15 protein-coding genes are annotated in these 16,180 nt (G+C 64.9%); 5 read left to right on the top strand and 10 right to left on the bottom strand.

Going from position 1 to position 16,180, the window contains the following annotated elements:
• Positions 1-13 precede the first annotated feature (13 nt).
• Positions 14-1,393 carry an FGGY-family carbohydrate kinase gene (locus NKJ75_RS07245; protein WP_352499497.1) on the bottom strand — a complete coding sequence of 460 codons (1,380 nt, stop codon included), beginning with the start codon at positions 1,391-1,393 and terminating at the stop codon, positions 14-16.
• Positions 1,390-2,172 carry a DeoR/GlpR family DNA-binding transcription regulator gene (locus NKJ75_RS07240; RefSeq protein ID WP_023701285.1) on the bottom strand — a complete coding sequence of 261 codons (783 nt, stop codon included), beginning with the start codon at positions 2,170-2,172 and terminating at the stop codon, positions 1,390-1,392. Before NKJ75_RS07240 ends, NKJ75_RS07245 begins: the two co-directional genes overlap by 4 nt.
• Positions 2,173-2,365: 193 nt before the next feature.
• Between NKJ75_RS07240 and NKJ75_RS07235 the strand changes: the two genes are divergently transcribed.
• The 3 genes from NKJ75_RS07235 to NKJ75_RS07225 are packed head-to-tail and all read left to right on the top strand — an operon-like array spanning position 2,366 to position 5,530.
• Positions 2,366-3,409 carry a class II aldolase/adducin family protein gene (locus tag NKJ75_RS07235; RefSeq protein ID WP_352499496.1) on the top strand — a complete coding sequence of 348 codons (1,044 nt, stop codon included), beginning with the start codon at positions 2,366-2,368 and terminating at the stop codon, positions 3,407-3,409.
• Entirely contained in the window at positions 3,393-4,682 is a 1,290-nt protein-coding gene (locus tag NKJ75_RS07230) for an FGGY-family carbohydrate kinase (protein WP_023745718.1), read from the top strand. Before NKJ75_RS07235 ends, NKJ75_RS07230 begins: the two co-directional genes overlap by 17 nt.
• The gene (locus NKJ75_RS07225) at positions 4,679-5,530 is read left to right on the top strand and encodes a TIGR01459 family HAD-type hydrolase (RefSeq protein ID WP_352499495.1); all 852 of its coding nucleotides are present in this window, start codon (positions 4,679-4,681) and stop codon (positions 5,528-5,530) included. The genes NKJ75_RS07230 and NKJ75_RS07225 overlap by 4 nt, the downstream gene beginning before the upstream one ends.
• Before the next feature lie 75 nt (positions 5,531-5,605).
• Here NKJ75_RS07225 and NKJ75_RS07220 read toward each other — a convergent pair whose 3' ends face one another.
• Genes NKJ75_RS07220 through NKJ75_RS07205 form a run of 4 tightly spaced genes read right to left on the bottom strand, consistent with a single transcriptional unit; the run spans position 5,606 to position 9,530 of the window.
• Complete coding sequence (locus NKJ75_RS07220; RefSeq protein ID WP_023745720.1) at positions 5,606-6,787, bottom strand: hypothetical protein; 1,182 nt, start codon at positions 6,785-6,787, stop codon at positions 5,606-5,608.
• Between the two features lie 21 nt (positions 6,788-6,808).
• The gene (locus tag NKJ75_RS07215; protein ID WP_023686805.1) at positions 6,809-7,819 is read right to left on the bottom strand and encodes a succinylglutamate desuccinylase/aspartoacylase family protein; all 1,011 of its coding nucleotides are present in this window, start codon (positions 7,817-7,819) and stop codon (positions 6,809-6,811) included.
• A gap of 2 nt (positions 7,820-7,821) precedes the next feature.
• On the bottom strand, positions 7,822-8,166 hold the full coding sequence (locus NKJ75_RS07210; RefSeq protein WP_023686804.1) for a RidA family protein: 345 nt from the start codon (positions 8,164-8,166) through the stop codon (positions 7,822-7,824).
• Between the two features lie 38 nt (positions 8,167-8,204).
• Positions 8,205-9,530: an alanine racemase gene (locus NKJ75_RS07205; protein ID WP_352499494.1), complete on the bottom strand. Its 1,326-nt coding sequence runs from the start codon at positions 9,528-9,530 to the stop codon at positions 8,205-8,207.
• Between the two features lie 71 nt (positions 9,531-9,601).
• On the opposite strand from NKJ75_RS07205, the gene NKJ75_RS07200 reads away from it, so the two are divergent.
• Positions 9,602-10,543, top strand: coding sequence for an amidohydrolase family protein (locus tag NKJ75_RS07200; RefSeq protein ID WP_023692366.1), 942 nt, complete (start codon positions 9,602-9,604; stop codon positions 10,541-10,543).
• Here NKJ75_RS07200 and NKJ75_RS07195 read toward each other — a convergent pair.
• From NKJ75_RS07195 to NKJ75_RS07180, 4 genes are read right to left on the bottom strand one after another with little or no spacing between them, the layout of a single operon-like run.
• Positions 10,517-11,488, bottom strand: a complete 972-nt coding sequence (locus NKJ75_RS07195; RefSeq protein WP_023695084.1) for an ABC transporter permease — start codon at positions 11,486-11,488, stop codon at positions 10,517-10,519. The genes NKJ75_RS07200 and NKJ75_RS07195 overlap by 27 nt on opposite strands.
• Entirely contained in the window at positions 11,485-12,450 is a 966-nt protein-coding gene (locus NKJ75_RS07190) for an ABC transporter permease (protein ID WP_023686801.1), read from the bottom strand. Before NKJ75_RS07190 ends, NKJ75_RS07195 begins: the two co-directional genes overlap by 4 nt.
• On the bottom strand, positions 12,447-13,946 hold the full coding sequence (locus NKJ75_RS07185; RefSeq protein WP_196815217.1) for a sugar ABC transporter ATP-binding protein: 1,500 nt from the start codon (positions 13,944-13,946) through the stop codon (positions 12,447-12,449). Before NKJ75_RS07185 ends, NKJ75_RS07190 begins: the two co-directional genes overlap by 4 nt.
• Positions 13,947-13,973: 27 nt before the next feature.
• The gene (locus tag NKJ75_RS07180; RefSeq protein WP_023748647.1) at positions 13,974-15,026 is read right to left on the bottom strand and encodes an ABC transporter substrate-binding protein; all 1,053 of its coding nucleotides are present in this window, start codon (positions 15,024-15,026) and stop codon (positions 13,974-13,976) included.
• Between the two features lie 229 nt (positions 15,027-15,255).
• Here NKJ75_RS07180 and NKJ75_RS07175 point away from each other — a divergent pair, with 229 nt between their 5' ends.
• Entirely contained in the window at positions 15,256-16,062 is an 807-nt protein-coding gene (locus NKJ75_RS07175) for an IclR family transcriptional regulator (RefSeq protein ID WP_023723361.1), read from the top strand.
• Positions 16,063-16,180 lie beyond the last annotated feature (118 nt).

The following is a 16,180-nucleotide window of genomic DNA, read 5'->3' as shown; positions in this document are numbered from 1 at the left end:
TGAGCAGCGACGATCACCGTGCGCCTCCCGCTGCCGCGCGGGGGATGCCCTGCTCGCCGATGAGGCCACGCCATGTGTCGCGATATCGGGCAAGTCCGGTGAAGCTTGCGGCACGCACGGGCTCCGGCACTTCCGCGGCAAATTCGCGGCCGACGGTCTCGAAGGCCAGCGCCGCCGCCCCGGTGGCGCTGCCCTCCAGTGTGGCCCCTTGCAGGAAGGCCTGGCTGGGACGCAGTTGCGCCACTAGCCCGGCGAGCAGGCCGCCAGCGTTCAGTCCGCCATCGACGATCACGGTGTTATCCGAATGGATCTGGTCGAGGCAGAGGTCGACCATCAGCGCGACGTAGAGCAGCGCCACGGCTGCGCGTTCCTCGGCGCTTGGCATGCGGCCGACCAATTTGCCGGCGCGGCCGGGCATTGGGCCGCCCGGCGCGAAGCTCGGCAGCGCCATGCTGCCGGCGTTGATCACCCGCTGCACTGTCGCCGGCGCGATCGCGCCTTGCCAGCCGTCGCTGATCGTGGCGAATTCGCGCCCGCCCATAAAGCGGATGGTCGGCACAGGGCCGCCGTCGACATCGACATTGACCAGCATGTCGCGCTGGCCATCGAGCGCGTCGAGCAGGCAATCCGGATTAAGCACGACGACCCAGGTGCCGGTCGAGACGACGGTGACCGGGCCAAGCTCCTGCCGGCGATAGGCATGGAGCGCGGCATTGCTGTCATGGACACCATTGTGGATGGCGATCCGCCGCTTCGTATCGCCGAGGCGTTGCTCGCCGACAACCGAGCCCGCCCGCTCGAAAGCGGGCATCCGGTCGCGCCAGCCCTCAATATCGACCAGCGAACTGAAGTCGCGCTTGCGCGGCGCCCATAAATGCGAGTGGCAGCCGAGATAGGACACTTCCGAGACCGCCCGGCCGCCAAACCGCCAGCTCCAGTATTGTGGATAGCCGAGGATCGATTTCGCGGCCGTGAATGCACCGGGTTGCACCGCCTGTAGCCACAGCATGTGGCGACCGTAGTTGAAGCCGAGCGGCAATCGCGGCGAGAAGGTCTCGGTGAAATCCGGAACGAGGCGATCTATTTGCGCGGCAATATCAGCCGGCGGCTCTTGCTCGTAGTCGAGTATCGGATGCGTCAGCGCCGCCTCGTCGACCAGGGCAAAGGTGCAGCCATGGCCCGACACCATCACGCCCTCTACGCCATGGATGTCGGTGGCCTCGCTTACGGCGCGAACCGCCCAATTGCGAAGTGCTGCCTCATCAAGCACGCTGAAGCCATCTTTGCGCATCCAGTTCGGCCGGGTCCGGCGCTCGTCGACGATGCGCCCGTCCTGAGCGAAGACGAACAGCTTCGAATTGGTCTTGCCGAAATCGAGGACGGCCATCTTCACTGGATGGCTCCCGAAGCCGAAGCGATGCGCACCATGACGCCCGCGTCTTCCAGCATGCGCGCGTCGACGTCGGACAGGCCGTCATCGGTCACCAGCGTGCCGATGCGCGACAAGGGCAGCGCGATGTTACGGGCGTGGATCGACAGTTTGCGGCTGTCGGCCAGCACCACGATCTGGTCGGCACACAGGCTGAGATCGGCGATGGAGCGGACCAGCAGCGGGTGCGATTCCAGCACGCCCTCCTGGCCAAGGCCTTGCGCGCCGAGAAAGAACTTCGATGCGTAGAACGGCTCCGCCTGGGTCGGTGAATGGATGATGCCCGGCTCACGATGCAGATCGCCGCCGGCAACGGTCAGGCTGCAATGGCCGTGGTCGCTCAGATAGGCCGCGAGCGGCATCGAATTGGTATAGAGACGGATGCTGCGCTCAGCCAGCTTGACCCCAAGGTGGAAGCAGGTCGAACCGCCATGCACGATGACCGCATCGCCGTCGCGCACCATCGTGGCCGCGAGAGCGGCGATCTGCCGCTTGGCCTCGACCGCGAGGTCGCGGTTCTCGTCATAGGGCCTGGCATAGGCAACACCCGCCTGTGAAGCGCCGTCGAGCGCCGAGATGCCGCCATAGACCTTCCGTGCTTCACCGGCCTCGTCGATCTTGTCGATGTCGCGCCGCACCGTCGCCGCCGACACGCCGAGCTGCTCCTGCAGTTCGCGCACCGACGCGAAGGGGCGATCCCGCAGCAACTCGACGATCTGACGCTGGCGGCCGGAGTCGCTCAATCGTTTTTCCTCCCAGGAGCCGTTTTTGCCGCAGCATTTGACGTAACTTACTCAACATCTTTCCGATTGCAAGAACCTTTGATGAAATTAGATCACCATTGACGTAAGTCGCTCGCATCTGCGATACACATCAACATCCCACGACGGGTATCCGAAGCTGCGAGGCTGGCGGAGCTGATAGAGGAAATGCGCCATGGCGACCTATGCGGATGCGCAGGAAATGACTGCCTTGCGGGCGCTTTCGGCCAGCATCGGGCGCAATCCAAACCTGACCCAGGCCGCCGGCGGCAACACCTCGCTGAAAGCCGGCGACACGCTGTGGATCAAGGCTTCCGGCACATGGCTGAAGGATGCGCTCTCCGAAGATATCATGGTGCCGGTGGCCATGGCGCCGCTGCTCAGGGCTGTCGAACAGCGCGACAGCGCCGCCGACCAGCCGCAGATCTTCGCCATCGAGACGCTCAACGCCCGGCGCCTGCGCCCTTCGATTGAAACCACCGTTCACGCGCTGATGCCGCAGCGCGTCGTCCTGCATGTCCATTGCGTCGAAACCATTTCGCTGGCGGTACAGGCCAATTGCGAGGTGAAAGCCGCCAGACGCCTTGATGGTCTCAAATGGGCGTATGTTCCTTATTTCCGGCCAGGCCTGCCGCTTGCCCAGGGTATTGCCGAGCGGCTTCAGGCTGGGGTCGACGTGCTGATCCTTGCCAATCACGGGCTGGTCGTCGCGGCCGATACCGTCGCCGAGGCCGAAGTGCTGCTGCGCCGCGTCACGCTGCTTCTGGCGCGGCCGGCGCGCCAAGTGGCGGAACCGGATGTTGCGGGATTGGCGGCGCTGGCCGGGAAAACCGGTTACAGGCTGCCGGCGGAAATCGAGGCGCACGCGGTCGCCATCGATCCCGAAAGCCGCCGCATGGCGTCCGGGGGCAGCCTCTACCCCGATCACGTCATCTTTCTGGGTCGGGGGTCGGTGGTGGCAAACCCCGGTGAGGATGTGCCGCGCGTCATCGAGCGGTGCGGTGCAAACCCCGTGGCGATCCTGTTTCCCGGGCTGGGCGTGCTGATGCGCGGCGATGCCAGTGCGGGCGCCGACGCCATGCAACGCTGCCTTGCCGACGTGACGGCACGCATCGACATTGCAGCGCGGCTGAACTACCTCACCGCCGCCGAGAACGATGAACTGGTCAACTGGGACGCCGAGAAGTATCGCCAGAAACTCAATGCCGCCAGCCGCTGACACGCCGCTTGCCATAGGCATCGACATCGGCACGTCCGGCGCGCGCGCGGTCGCCATGCGTCCGGATTTTTCCATTGCCGCGCGTTCCGCCGTTTCGCTCGAGTTGTTTGGCTGGAATGCCCGCGACCCTGCAGTGTGGTGGTCAGCGGTCAGCGCAGCGCTGGCGGAACTGCTTTCGGGCATCGACCGAACAGCGGTCCGATCGATCGCTGTTGACGGCACTTCAGGTACGTTGCTGCCGGTCGACGGCGCCGGGCGGCCGCTGGCCGAGCCGTTGATGTACAACGATACGGTCGCCGACAACGCCATTCTGGTCGCGATCGCTCGCGAAGCCCCAGCGACCAGTGCCGCACTTGGGGCAACGTCCGGTCTTGCCAAGGCGCTCTGGTTCCAGCGCACGCCCGGTGTTGCCGCGGTGCTGCATCAGGCGGACTGGATCGCGGGACAATTCTCCGGTCGCTTCGATGTCAGCGACGAGAACAATGCCTTGAAAACCGGTTACGACGCCACGGCCCGCTGCTGGCCGGACTGGATTGCGGCCACCGAAATGCGCATGGAGTTGCTGCCCGGTGTCGCCAGGCCGGGCGATGTCGTCGGCAAGCTCACCGCGGATGCCGCGGATGTGTTCGGCTTACCGCGCGAAATCGCCGTCGTCGCCGGAACGACCGATGGCTGCGCCTCGTTCCTGGCGACAGGTGCCGCGGCAATAGGCGACGGCGTCACCGCGCTGGGGTCGTCGTTGACCGTCAAGATCCTGTCCGACCGGCCTATCTCGGCGCCACGCTTCGGCATCTACAGCCATCGGCTTGGAGATGTCTGGCTGGCGGGCGGCGCATCGAACTCCGGCGGCAAGGTGCTGACACAGCATTTCCCTCTGGCGCGCATCGTCGAGCTGAGCATGGCGATCGACCCGATGACCGAGACCGGCCTCGACTACTATCCTCTTGCCACTGCAGGCGAACGCTTTCCGATCGCCGATCCGGCACTGCCGCCGCGTCTTGTGCCCCGACCGGTGGAGGACGCCGACTATCTGAAAGCCATGTTGGAGGGTATCGCCGCGATCGAGGCGCTCGGTTATGACAAGCTCGCCGAGCTCGGCGCGCCGCGGCTGACGTCGGTCAGAAGCGTCGGCGGCGGTGCGGCGAATGCCGCCTGGACGGCGATCCGGCGGCGCAGACTTGGTGTTGATTTCCTGCCGGCACTTTCGGACGAAGCCGCCGCCGGCACGGCGCGACTGGCGCTGACGGGCGCAAGCGCGGCGGGGCTTCTATGAGCGCGAAAACAGTCGAACACCTCACCGGCGTCAACCAGCTGGCCGAGCGCTATGATGTTTTCCTGCTCGATCAGTTCGGCGTGCTGCATGACGGCGCCAGCCCCTATCCAGGGGCGGTGGAAGCACTGTCGACGCTGAAGCGCGCCGGCAAGACCATTGTGCTGATCTCGAACTCCGGCAAGCGGGCGGGGCCCAACGAGAGCCGGCTGCTAAAGCTCGGCTTCGAACCGGGAAGCTGGGACCATTTTGTTTCTTCCGGCGAGGTCGCGTGGGAGTTCTTCCACGACATGGCGGTATCCGGAAAGCTACTGCCAAACACGAAATGCCTGTTGATAAGCCGCGACGATGACCGCTCGGCGATCGAAGGTCTGCCCTTCGCATTGACCAAGGACGGTGACGATGCCGGGCTGGTGCTGATTTCGGCCAGCGAGGGCGACCGCTACGATCTCGAGCACTATCGCCGGCATCTTGCGCCGGCTGCGGTGCGGCAGGTGCCATGCTTCTGCACCAACCCTGACAAGATCATGCTGACGGCAGTGGGGCCGCGCTTCGGCGCCGGCCGGCTGGCGGATCTCTACGAGGACCTCGGTGGTAGCGTCACGCGTATCGGCAAGCCTTACCCCGCCATATTCGGCGCCGCGCTAGCGCTGGCAGGCAATCCAGACCGCAGCACTGTGGTCTGCGTCGGCGACAGTGTCGAACACGACATCGCTGGCGGACTTGCTGCCGGCGTGGCCACGGTGCTGGTTCTGTCAGGAATATTGGCGGAGACCCCTGACCTGTTCGATCTGTTCGACACGATGGACGCCTACCCGGATTACACCATGGATCGCTTCAGGTTTCGCTGATTTGATTCACCTGGCAGCGCTCGCGCGCGAATCCGGCCTCAACGCCTCGTGGCCGACGAGCATTGGCCGGCTGGCTCAAGACCGCCGAACAGCGCCGATCCAGTCGAGCCGCGCGGCTGGAATGAGGCCGTAATTGTAGAAATTGATGCTGTCAACACCGGGCGCCAGCGCCGGCTTCATCTTGGCCGCCAGGATGTCGGGGCGGGCCATTTCCGGATAGAACAGCCGGTAGCCGGCGCCGAGGAATTTGTCCGCGCCCAGTGCCGCACGGCCGGCCGCCATCAGGCTGGCGACATCGCCGGCCTGCATGTCGTAGGCGCACAGGATCGCCCCGTCGCAGACCTTGCCCAGCGCTGCCAGATCGCAACCGCCAAGCCAGCCGTCTTTCAGATCGATAATAACGACCCCCGTCGTGGGATCGGCTACCTCGCGCAGTTCGGCGACCAGGCTGGTCACTGGCTCGAATCGCCACAAGAGATAGGCATGGAGTTCCGGCCATGGGGCAAAGGCGTCGAGCCCGCAGGCGGGAAAATTGGGAAAGCGCCGCTCAGGCACCGCACGCTCGCAGGTCTCGACGATCCATTGCCTGGTGAGCTTGCTCGCCGCCTCGGCATCGATGCCGGCTTTTGCCGCACGGGAGACGCAGGACGGACAGAAGCACAGAGACAAAAGAAAATCGTCTTCCGGCGTCAGCCCGACACCGTCCTTCTCGTGATGGTATTCATGGGCAAAGCCCATGAAGGACGGGCTTTCAAGTTCTATCCGGTCCGGCCGGTAGCTGTGCGAGATGTCGGCGATCAGCGCGCGGACATAGGCGCGCGCATCGGGATGGGAGGGGCAGAGATTGTAGTAATTGGCATCGCCGAAGGCGTTGCGGGTGACGGCCTGCGGATGCAGCATGCCCAGGCGGGTGTTGTGCAGGCAGACCGTCCAGCACGAAACTCCTAGTCCGCCCGCGTCGCGACGGCGGATGAGCTGACCGAGCACGTCGCCGCCCTCAGTGATCACGTCAGCCACCTTGGGCTGGATGGCTAGACTTCCCCAGCGCGCAGCGGTCGGCTTGAAATAGATGGTGCCGTCCTCAGGGAAATAGGCCTTGCGGCGCGGGCTGCGCGGCTGCAGGAAGCGCCCGGCATGATAGGATGTCGCCAGGCTGATCATGTTGAGCCCGGCGCGCTCGACAAGATCACGTTCGACCGTCTCCAGGCCGAGATCCTGGATGTCCCAGGGATAGGTCCACATGGACAGTTGCTGCATGGAATATCCTCTGCCTTTGGCTCAGCCGTCGACCGGCTCTGCGACCTGCATTAGGCAGTCGCCCGCCTCACACATCGTGTGCAGCCGGCGCGACAGCACCAAGCCGCTTTCGGCGAAATGCAGGGCCTCCTCGGCAACATCGAGCCGCTCGAGATCGTGGTACCAGCCGGCCAATTGTCCTGAAGTGACACTGTCGCCGAGCCTGGCGGCGGGCTCGAACCAGCCGCGGCGGGTGGCATAGAGGCCCTGGCTGTGCCTGGACAGGGACAGCAGCCTTGTCGGCGCCGAAGGCTTTTCGCCCGCGCCAAGAACCGGCGCGTCGACCACACCCATTGCTATCATCAGACGGTCGAGCGCGCGGGCCGTGATCGCCATCGAATCGACCGTTGCGGTGCCACCGCCGCCGAACTCACCGCTGACGCCGACGGCGCCGGCGCGGCGCGCTGCGCCCATCGAGGTTGGCGAGGCCTGGCCGTTGTCAGCGATAAAGCCGTAGGGCATGCCGAGCGTGCGCATCAGCTCGACGCCACGCCGGTGGCGCTCGGGATCGGCGTTGCGTTCGACCAGCGCGGTCGGCAGATGCTCCATCGACGTGCCGCCCGAATGGATATCGAAGACGACGTCGTGACGAGGAAACAGCTCCGTCTCAAGGAAATTGGCGAGCCGGCTTGTCGGCGTTCCCGAGGGATCGCCGGGAAACGCCCGGTTGAGATTGCCGCCGTCGAGCGGCGAGCAGCGCTTGGCGGCCATCACCGCAGGGGCGTTGGCCATCGGCATGATGGTGATGCGGCCCTTGATCCGCTTCGGATCGAGCCGGCGCGCCAGTTTTGCCAGCGACAGCTCGCCCTCATATTCGTCGCCGTGATTGCCGGCCATCAAAAGCAGTGACGGGCCGTCGCCATTGCGGATGAGGCAGATCGGCACCTTGACCTGAAAGTAGGGCGAGCGATCGATCGAGAACGGAATGCTTAGATGGCTGAGCGTCTTGCCGTCGCGGTCGAAATCGAGCGTGTGGGCGAGGCCGGTGTGCATGGTCAGACCGCCGCGACCGCGGTGATTTCGATGCGGAGATCAGGGTCGGCAAGCCGCGCCTCGACGCAGGCCCGCGCCGGCAGGCGGGCAGGATCGATCCAGGCATCGTAGATGCTGTTCATGGCCTCGAAATCACCGATCTGCGGCAGGAAGATGTTGACCGCCACCAGCTTCGACTTGCTGCTGCCGACCTCGACCAGCAGCGCCTCGACTTTGGCAAGCACGTCGCTGGTCTGGCCTTCGATGCCGGCCTTGCGATCGTTGGCCACTTGGCCGGCTATGTGAACGAGGCCGCCATAGACGACTGCCTGCGACATGCGCGAGCCGGACTGAAAATACTTGATCATATCGGATCCTTTCGAGGTTCTCTTTTTGGGGGATCTGGTCAGCCGAACCAGGTGGGGAAAGCGTGGCGGACGTGGCCGGTCGCGTCGACGCCGAAGATCACGCGATAACGGTCGAGGCAGGTGCAGGGATGCGAGATGCCGAATTCGACGACGTCGCCGACGGCCACGTCGTCGCTCGGTGCAATCGACAGGAAGGAATGCTGGTCGTTGAGCTTGACCACCTCGGCGCGCGCCGCCGGCATCGGCAGCGGCTTGCAGGCACGAAAGACGGTGAGCGGCGTTGGAAAGCCCTGGTCGAACGACACGTCGCGCATGCCCATGCCGCAGATGACAAGGCCCGGCTCCGGACGCGACAGCACTTCGGCCCAAAGGCGTAGCGCAGGGCGAAAGGAATGCCGCGCCGAAGCGCTGATGCCGCCTATGGCAAAACCTTTGCGGGCATCGAGGGCGCCGAGCGAACGGTCATAGGTGCCGTGGTCGTGGAAGAAGATGGCGCCGTTGCGCAGCACCAGCGTTGCGTTGCCGTCGCTGGAATCGAGGGGTGCAAGCGCCGCGACCACCTGGTCGAAGAAGGCGGAGCCGCCGGCTGTGACGATCAGCGGTGCGTCGCCGCCGACGCGGGCACGCAGCCGCAGGAACATGTCGGCGGTCATTGCCAGCAGGCCGGATATCACCTCATCGGTGCGACCGGGCTCGGGTTGCGCCGCCGCCCCTTCATAGGTCGCAACGCCGGCGATCAGCAGCCGCCCGCCGGCAGCCGTGATCGCATCGGCGATGGCCTCGGCTTGCGCGGTGGTGCGGGCGCCCGCCCTGCCCGCACCAAGTTCGACCAGCACGCGCAGCGGCGGCAGCGCCGCATTGGCGCGCCAAGCCTCGGCAAGCGCGTTCACGGCGTCGATCGAGTCGGCAAAGACATAGAGCTCGGCATCCGGCCAGGCACCAGCAAGCACGGCCAGCCGGTTGGCGCCGCCGGCTCCTCCAACCTCATTGGCGATGATCAGCCGTGTCAAGCCGGCCTTCAGCATCACTGTCGCTTGCCTGATGTCGGCGACCGTCGTGCCCCATGCGCCGGCCTCGACCAGCGACCGGGTAAGATCGGGCGCCATCGGCGTCTTGGCATGCGGAGCGATCGCAACATTGTGTTCGCGCGCATAGCGCAGGAACAGGTCGCGATTGGCGGAGAAGGCCGCCTCGTCGAGGGTCAGCACCGGAAGCGCCATGCGTCCATCGGCCGGATGCCAGTGCTCGGCCGCGACAAGGCTGCTGTCCAGCCCGGTTGTGCCGGGAGGCACGCCGCGGATGCGGTCGTCGAGCCGAAAATTTTCGCGCACCGAAAGGGCTGGAACCGGTGAGTTTTCAGTCATGCGATGCTAACCCTTTTACCGTCGCAGAACGAAGCCAGGATCGATCGCCGGTCACAGCCTGAGAGAGATACGTGCCAGAACCTTACGCCGGACCGATCATCGACGCCCATCATCATCTTTGGGATCTCAGACTGGGACGGCATCCCTGGCTCGCCGCCACGGCCAGCGAGCGCGGCGGCCTCGGCGAGCTTGGCCCCTTGCGGCGGAACTATCTGCCCGGGGATTATGCGCGCGATGCCATAGGGCATAATGTCGTCGCCACCGTCCATGTCGAAGCCGGCTGGGCGAGTGGCGACTGCATCGGAGAAACGCGCTGGCTTGAAACACTCGACAAATCGCGCGGCGTCGCCGCCCGCTATGTCGTTCACGTGCCGCTCGCCGATCGCCAGGCGCCGGCGCTGATCGAAGCGCAAGCCGCGTTCGAGCGTGTCGCCGGCGTGCGCGACATATTGAGCTGGGATCCCGACCCTGCCCGCCGTTTTGCGGCCCGTGACGGCATCATGGACGATCCGGCCTGGCGCGCCGGGCTTGCCTTGCTTGGCCAGCATCGGCTGGCCTTCGACATGATGGTGTTTCCGCGCCAGCTCGCCGACGCGGGGCTGCTTGCCAGGGCCTTCCCCGATCAGCAATTCGTGCTCAACCATTGCGGTAGCCCGATCGACCGCGACGCCGATGGCATGCAGGTGTGGCGCGACGGGCTGCGGCTTCTGTCGCAATGCGACAACGTCGCCATCAAAATATCGGATCTGGTCGCCTACGATCATGACTGGACGCTCGACAGCCTGAAGCCCGTCGTCCTGCATTGCATCGATTGTTTCGGCACCGGTCGCGCCATGTTCGGCAGCGACTTTCCGGTCGCCGGCCTGCATGCCTCGTTCGATGACATATATGACGGCTTCAAAACCATCACAGCGGACTTTTCCGCCGACGAGCAGACGGCGCTGTTCTTCGGCAACGCAAGGCGCATCTATCGGCTCGACGATGTGTCATCGGCGCGCCTGCTCCCGGCCTGAGAGCAGCAGCAGGCCGAGGATCAGCGAGCCGAACAGGATGCTGCGCCAGCCGGGCGATGCGTTGACGACGGTGATCAGCGCGGTGATGGTGACCAGCAGGATGGCGCCGGGGATGGTGCCGGCATAGGTGCCAAGCCCGCCGAGGATCGAGGTGCCACCGAGGACCACGGCGGCAATCGAGGCGAGCAGATAGGGATCGCCGATGCCGACATAGCCCTGTCCGTTCATGCCCAACACGAGCACGCCGGCAAGTCCCGAGCAGAAGCCGCTGATGCCGTAGACCGCAAGCGTCGTGGACGTGACCGGAACACCGGACAGCGCCGCGGCAAGCGGGTTGGCGCCCATGGCAAAAATCCGGGCGCCGAGCGATGTCGCATGCATCGTGGTCAGCACGATCGCCGAGACGACCACCCACAACAATACGCCAGCGGGAATGCCGGCCGGCCGGCCATTGCCGAGCCAGTGGACCAGCGGGTTCTCGGCGGTCACGGCGCTGCCGCCGGCGATGATGATCAACAGACCCTGCAAGAATGTCGCCATGGCCAATGTCATGATCATCGGGTGGACGCGCAGCAAAGCGACGCCGAGCCCGTTGACCAGGCCGATTGCCGTGGTCAGCACCAGAACGGCAAGAATGGCGGTGATGCCGGTCGGATCCACCTGCCACGACAGCAGCGGCAGGCTGACGGCGCTGACCGTGACGATGGCCGCGACGGAAAGGTCGATGCCGCCGGCGATCACCACAAAAGTCTGGCCCGCGGCAACCAGGCCGATGACGGCGCCGAGCTCCACCAGATAGCGCAGATGGCCATAAGCGCCGAAGCCGCGCGAAACGAAGCTCGCCACGATCCAGACCGCGGCAACGATGGCAACGGTGAGAAACGGCCGGCTGCGCAGGACCGTCAGGGCGCGTTTGCCGCCCGCGCTGTCATTCCATGCTGTCATTGCTGTGCCTTGCGGAATTGCGGGATGGCGACCGCGCCGATGATGATCAGGCCCTGGGCCACATATTGTGCGACCGGCGTGAAGCCGAGGAAGAACATGACGCTGATCATCAGGCTGAGCAGCAGGCTGCCGGCAAGCGCGCCGCGCATCGTGCCCTGGCCGCCTAGGAAGCCGATGCCGCCGAGCACCGCAGCGGCAATCGAGTTCAGGGTAAAGGCGGCGCCGATGACCGGGTCGCCCGAACCGGTCTGTGCGGCGACGAACAAGCCGGCGCCGGTGGAGAGCAGACCGCTGATCGCATAGGCCGCAATGCGCGCGCCGTCGACCGGCACGCCGGAGCGATAGGCGCCGACCGGATTCTCGCCGGCGGCATAGAGGCTCAAGCCAAGCGGCGTGGCGAGATAGAGCTTCCACAGGAGAACGATGAGCACCAGCAGCACGAATGCCGCCGGTGTGTTGCCGGCAAGCAGGTCGGACAGCCACGCCGGGATTGCGCCGCCGGGCCGCGGCAGGATCAGCAGTGCGGCGCCGCCGATGATGAACGACCCGGCAAGCGTCACCACGATGGCCGGCAGCCGAAGCCGTACCACGATGAAGCCGGTCGCCGCCCCGATGCCGAGGCCCGTCAGCGCCACCGCGGCAGTGCCCCCGGCGACGCCCAGCGGCCCGGCCATCGTCGTCGCGGCGATGACCGCGCCCAAGCTGACCGTCGCGCCGATGGCCAGGCTGATGCCGCCGGTGAGCATCAGGATCGCCTGCGCCATCGCGACCAGAGCCAATGGAAACCAGCTCTGCGTGAATTTGGCGAAGCCGGACGCCGTGAACAGACCCGGAAAGAGGACGCCATAGGCGATGAGAAACACCAGGACGACGGCAAACAGGCTGCGCACGCCGACATTGCGACGCAGTTGCACCGGCCAGTAGAGCGCGCCGGTCTGCCGGGCGGAGGAAGATGTGTTCATGCCGCAACCTTCCGCTGTTCGGCGCCCATCGCCGCGGAGACGATGGCTTCCTCGCTCAGCGCTCCACGCGCCAGCATGGCGACGATGCGGCCTTCGCGGACGATGGCTACACGGTCGCAAAGGTGCACGAGTTCGGGCGTGTCGGAACTGAGCAGCACGACCGCCTTGCCGGCGGCGGCGAAATTGCGAAGCATCATGTAGATCTCACGCTTGGTTTCGACGTCGACGCCGCGCGTCGGATCGTTGAGCAGAAGCACCAACGGGTCGTGCGGCATCCATTTCGCCAGCGCCACCTTCTGCTGGTTGCCGCCCGATAGAGCCTGCGCCGCCCGGCCGAGGTGACCCTTGATGCCGAGTTGGGCGGCAAGGCTTTTGGCCGTCTCGCGCTCTGCGCGGCGGCTGCGCAGCTTCAGCGCCGGCAGCCTGGCAAAGGCGGGCAGCATCATGTTGGTGATGATGGGATGGATCAGGTGCAGGCCCTCGCGCTTGCGATCCGCGGGCACATAGGCCAGCCCCAGCGCGTTGGCTTTCGGCACGCCGCCGGGCAGGCCGGAGGCGCCGTTGACGGTCGCCGACGCCGTCCGTGCCGGAATGGCGCCGTAGAGACCGAGCAGCAGATCTTCCTGCCCTTGCCCGACCAGGCCGCCAATGCCAAGCACTTCGCCCGTTTTGATATCCAGATCGACGTCGCGCATCAGGCCGGCCGAAAGATTTCGGACGGAGATAGCGTCGGCAAGCAAACTGGAAGGCTGCCATTGCGGAAAAAGATCACCGGGATCGCGGCCGACCATCAGCCGAACCAACCCGGCGGCGTCGGTGCCTTCCAGGGTGCGGTCGGCCGTGCAGGTGCCGTCCTTCAGCACGGTGACGTGCTGGCACAGCGCCATGACTTCGTTCAGTCGGTGCGAGATGTAGAGAATGGCGATGCCTTCGCCGCGCAACCGCTGCAGCAGATCGGTGAGGATTTTGGTTTCGGTTGCCGATAGCGACGATGTCGGTTCGTCGAGAATGAGCACGCGCGGCCGGCGGTAGAGCGCCTTGGCGATCTCCACCATTTGGCGGCGGCCGAGCGACAGATTCCCGACCGGCGTCGACAGCGGCTCGTGCAGCCCGACAAGTTCGCATGCGGCCCTCGCCCGCGCAGCGAGTTCGCGGTAGTCGATCAGGCCGAACCGTTTGGGATAGGCGCCGAGACCAACATTTTCGGCGATGGAAAGACTGGCCGTCAGGCTGAGTTCCTGCTGGACGACGGCGATGCCGGCCTGCCGCGCAACAGCTGGCGTCATGCGTGAGACCGCGCGTCCATCGACCTCGATCGTCCCGCCATCCGGTCTCAAGGCGCCGGACAAAAGGTTGATCAAGGTCGACTTTCCGGCGCCGTTCTCGCCGAGCAGCGCATGCACGCGGCCCGGCTGGAGAGCGATTGAAACGTCGCGCAGGACGGGGTTGCCGAAGAAAGACTTCGACACCCCGCGCGCCGCGAGCAGCGGAGCCATGGTTGTCAACGCTACAACCCTTCAGGTTTATTTCTGAGCCAGCAGCTTCTTGAACAGCTCCTCATCGTAAGGAGAAAAGATGTAGCCGTCAGCCGGGAAGTCCTTGGCCCGGGCGAGGTATTCGTCGATGTTGGAATTGTCGATCACCGGCAGCGGAATCTTGACGAAAGCCGGCACATCCTTGCCTTCCAGCGCCTGAACGGCGGTGTAGGTGGCGAAGGCGCCGAGCCAGTTCGGCTGCATCGTCGCCCAGCTCTTCAAGCCCTTTTCTTTCCAGAGTTCCAAAAACTGCCGGGCGTTCTCACCGGTGATCGGCACCTGTTCACGGCCCTGCTTGTCGAGGGCCAGCACGGCGCCTGCCGACAGAGCGCCGCCGAGCGACAGGATGCCGTCGATCTCGGGGTTGGCGAAGAGCAGGCTGGTGACGGCTTCCTGTGCCGGCGCGACGTTGTAGGGCGTGTTGGTCTCGGCAAGCACCGTCACGTCGGGATGGGCCTTGAGCTCAGCGTCGGCGCCTTTGCGCCTGTCATCGCTGACCGAAACCCCGGCGGGGCCATTGAGGATCAGGATCTTGCCCTTGCCGCCGATGGCGTCGATCAGGAACTTGGCGGCCTGGTCGCCCCATTGCGAAGAATCGGTGTTGACCTTGGCGGTGACCTTGTCGGTGTCGACGAGGCTGTCGAAGTTGATGATGGCGATGCCCTTGGCGCAGGCGTCGGCCAGAACGCGTGCCGGTGCGGTCGACGAACCGGCGATCAGGATGATGGCGTCGACATCGGAATCGATCATCGACTGAATCTGCTGGATCTGGACGTTGGCATCGCCCTGAGCGTCGGTGACGACGAGCTTGTCGACCAGTCCCTGCTTCTTCAGGGTCTCGACTTCGGCTTCGATCGTGCCTTGGGTCTGCTTCATCCAGGTCGGCACGGAATAGATGTTGGCCCAGCCGATCGTGTACGGCGCCTTGCGGTCGCCCTTGATGCAGTTGGCGGCAGCATTGGCCTGCGAGGCGACGCCAAAGCTCAGCACGAGACCGAGGCAAAGCGCGCTGGCGGATGCGAAAAACGGTGATTTCATCATGACTGTTCCCTTCAGAGGTTGTGGCCTCGACGTGCAGAACAAGGGCGAGGAAACCCGTCGGTCGCCGGGTCTTGGAAACCGTGTGTCCTCTCGGGATTTGTCTGCGTCCGGCTCGTTAGTTTGTCTGGTATTTCAGACAATGTGTCTGTATATCGGACAAATTGGATGCTAGACCGAGCCTTGACATCTTTCAAGCGCCTTGAGACGAGAACCGAAATGATTTTGGCGGATGGTCATGAGCGACGGCACTAACGATGCGATCGGGAAGGAAGCCGGCGCGGAGCCGCGCAACGGCGAACGACGACGCGGCATCGACCGCGTCATCATGCTGCTCGAGGCGTTGCTGCGGCACCGCGCGCCAATGCGCGTCGGCGACATCGCCAAGATGATCGGCGCGCCGCGTTCGACCACCTACGAGATCGTCAACAGCCTGCTCGACGCCGAAATGCTCGAAAACGTCGGCGGTGAAGGTTACGTCTATTTCGGACGCGCCATGCATCTGTTCGGCTGGGCCTACTCACATCACAACGCCCATTACCGTCGCATCATCGAGACCTTGGATAAGTTGGCCGCCGAGACAGGCGAGACGGTCCAGCTATGCGGCCTGCGTGGCAACAAATACGTCGTTCTTGACTGCCGAGATTCCCCAGGCCCGTTCCGGATCTCAAGCGATGTTGGGGTTGAGGTGCCGATCCCATGGACGGCATCCGGACGGCTGCTCCTCGGCCATATGAACGAGCAAGAGTTGAGGGATTTCATCCCATCTGGCGACTACAGGCTTCCCGACGGCCGCATCATTGCACCAGCCGAATTCTTTGCCGATGTTGCCTTGGCCCACCGGCAGGGTTTCAGCGAGACCACAGCCTTGGCCGACCGTTTCACCTGGTGCATGGCGGCCCCCATCCGTGACGGCCACGGCGCCATCAAAAGGACCTTGTGTTTGGTGTTACCCGTCGACACGCCGGAGCCACGGCGCGACGAACTGCTTGCGTTGCTGCGCGAGCGCGCCCGTGGACTGTCTCTGGCGGGAGGCTGACGATCAGCCGTCGTGCCCTCTGGTTGAAGCCTCTTAAAGGCACATGGATTCCGCTCTTCCCCATCGGTTCCATTTAGGTTCGGGACCTTAGTCCCATAGTCGGTGGATAAGGTCCGAA

The organism is Mesorhizobium sp. M0058, from assembly GCF_040323095.1.
GTDB lineage: Bacteria > Pseudomonadota > Alphaproteobacteria > Rhizobiales > Rhizobiaceae > Mesorhizobium.
This window is presented reverse-complemented; position numbering and strand designations above follow the sequence as displayed.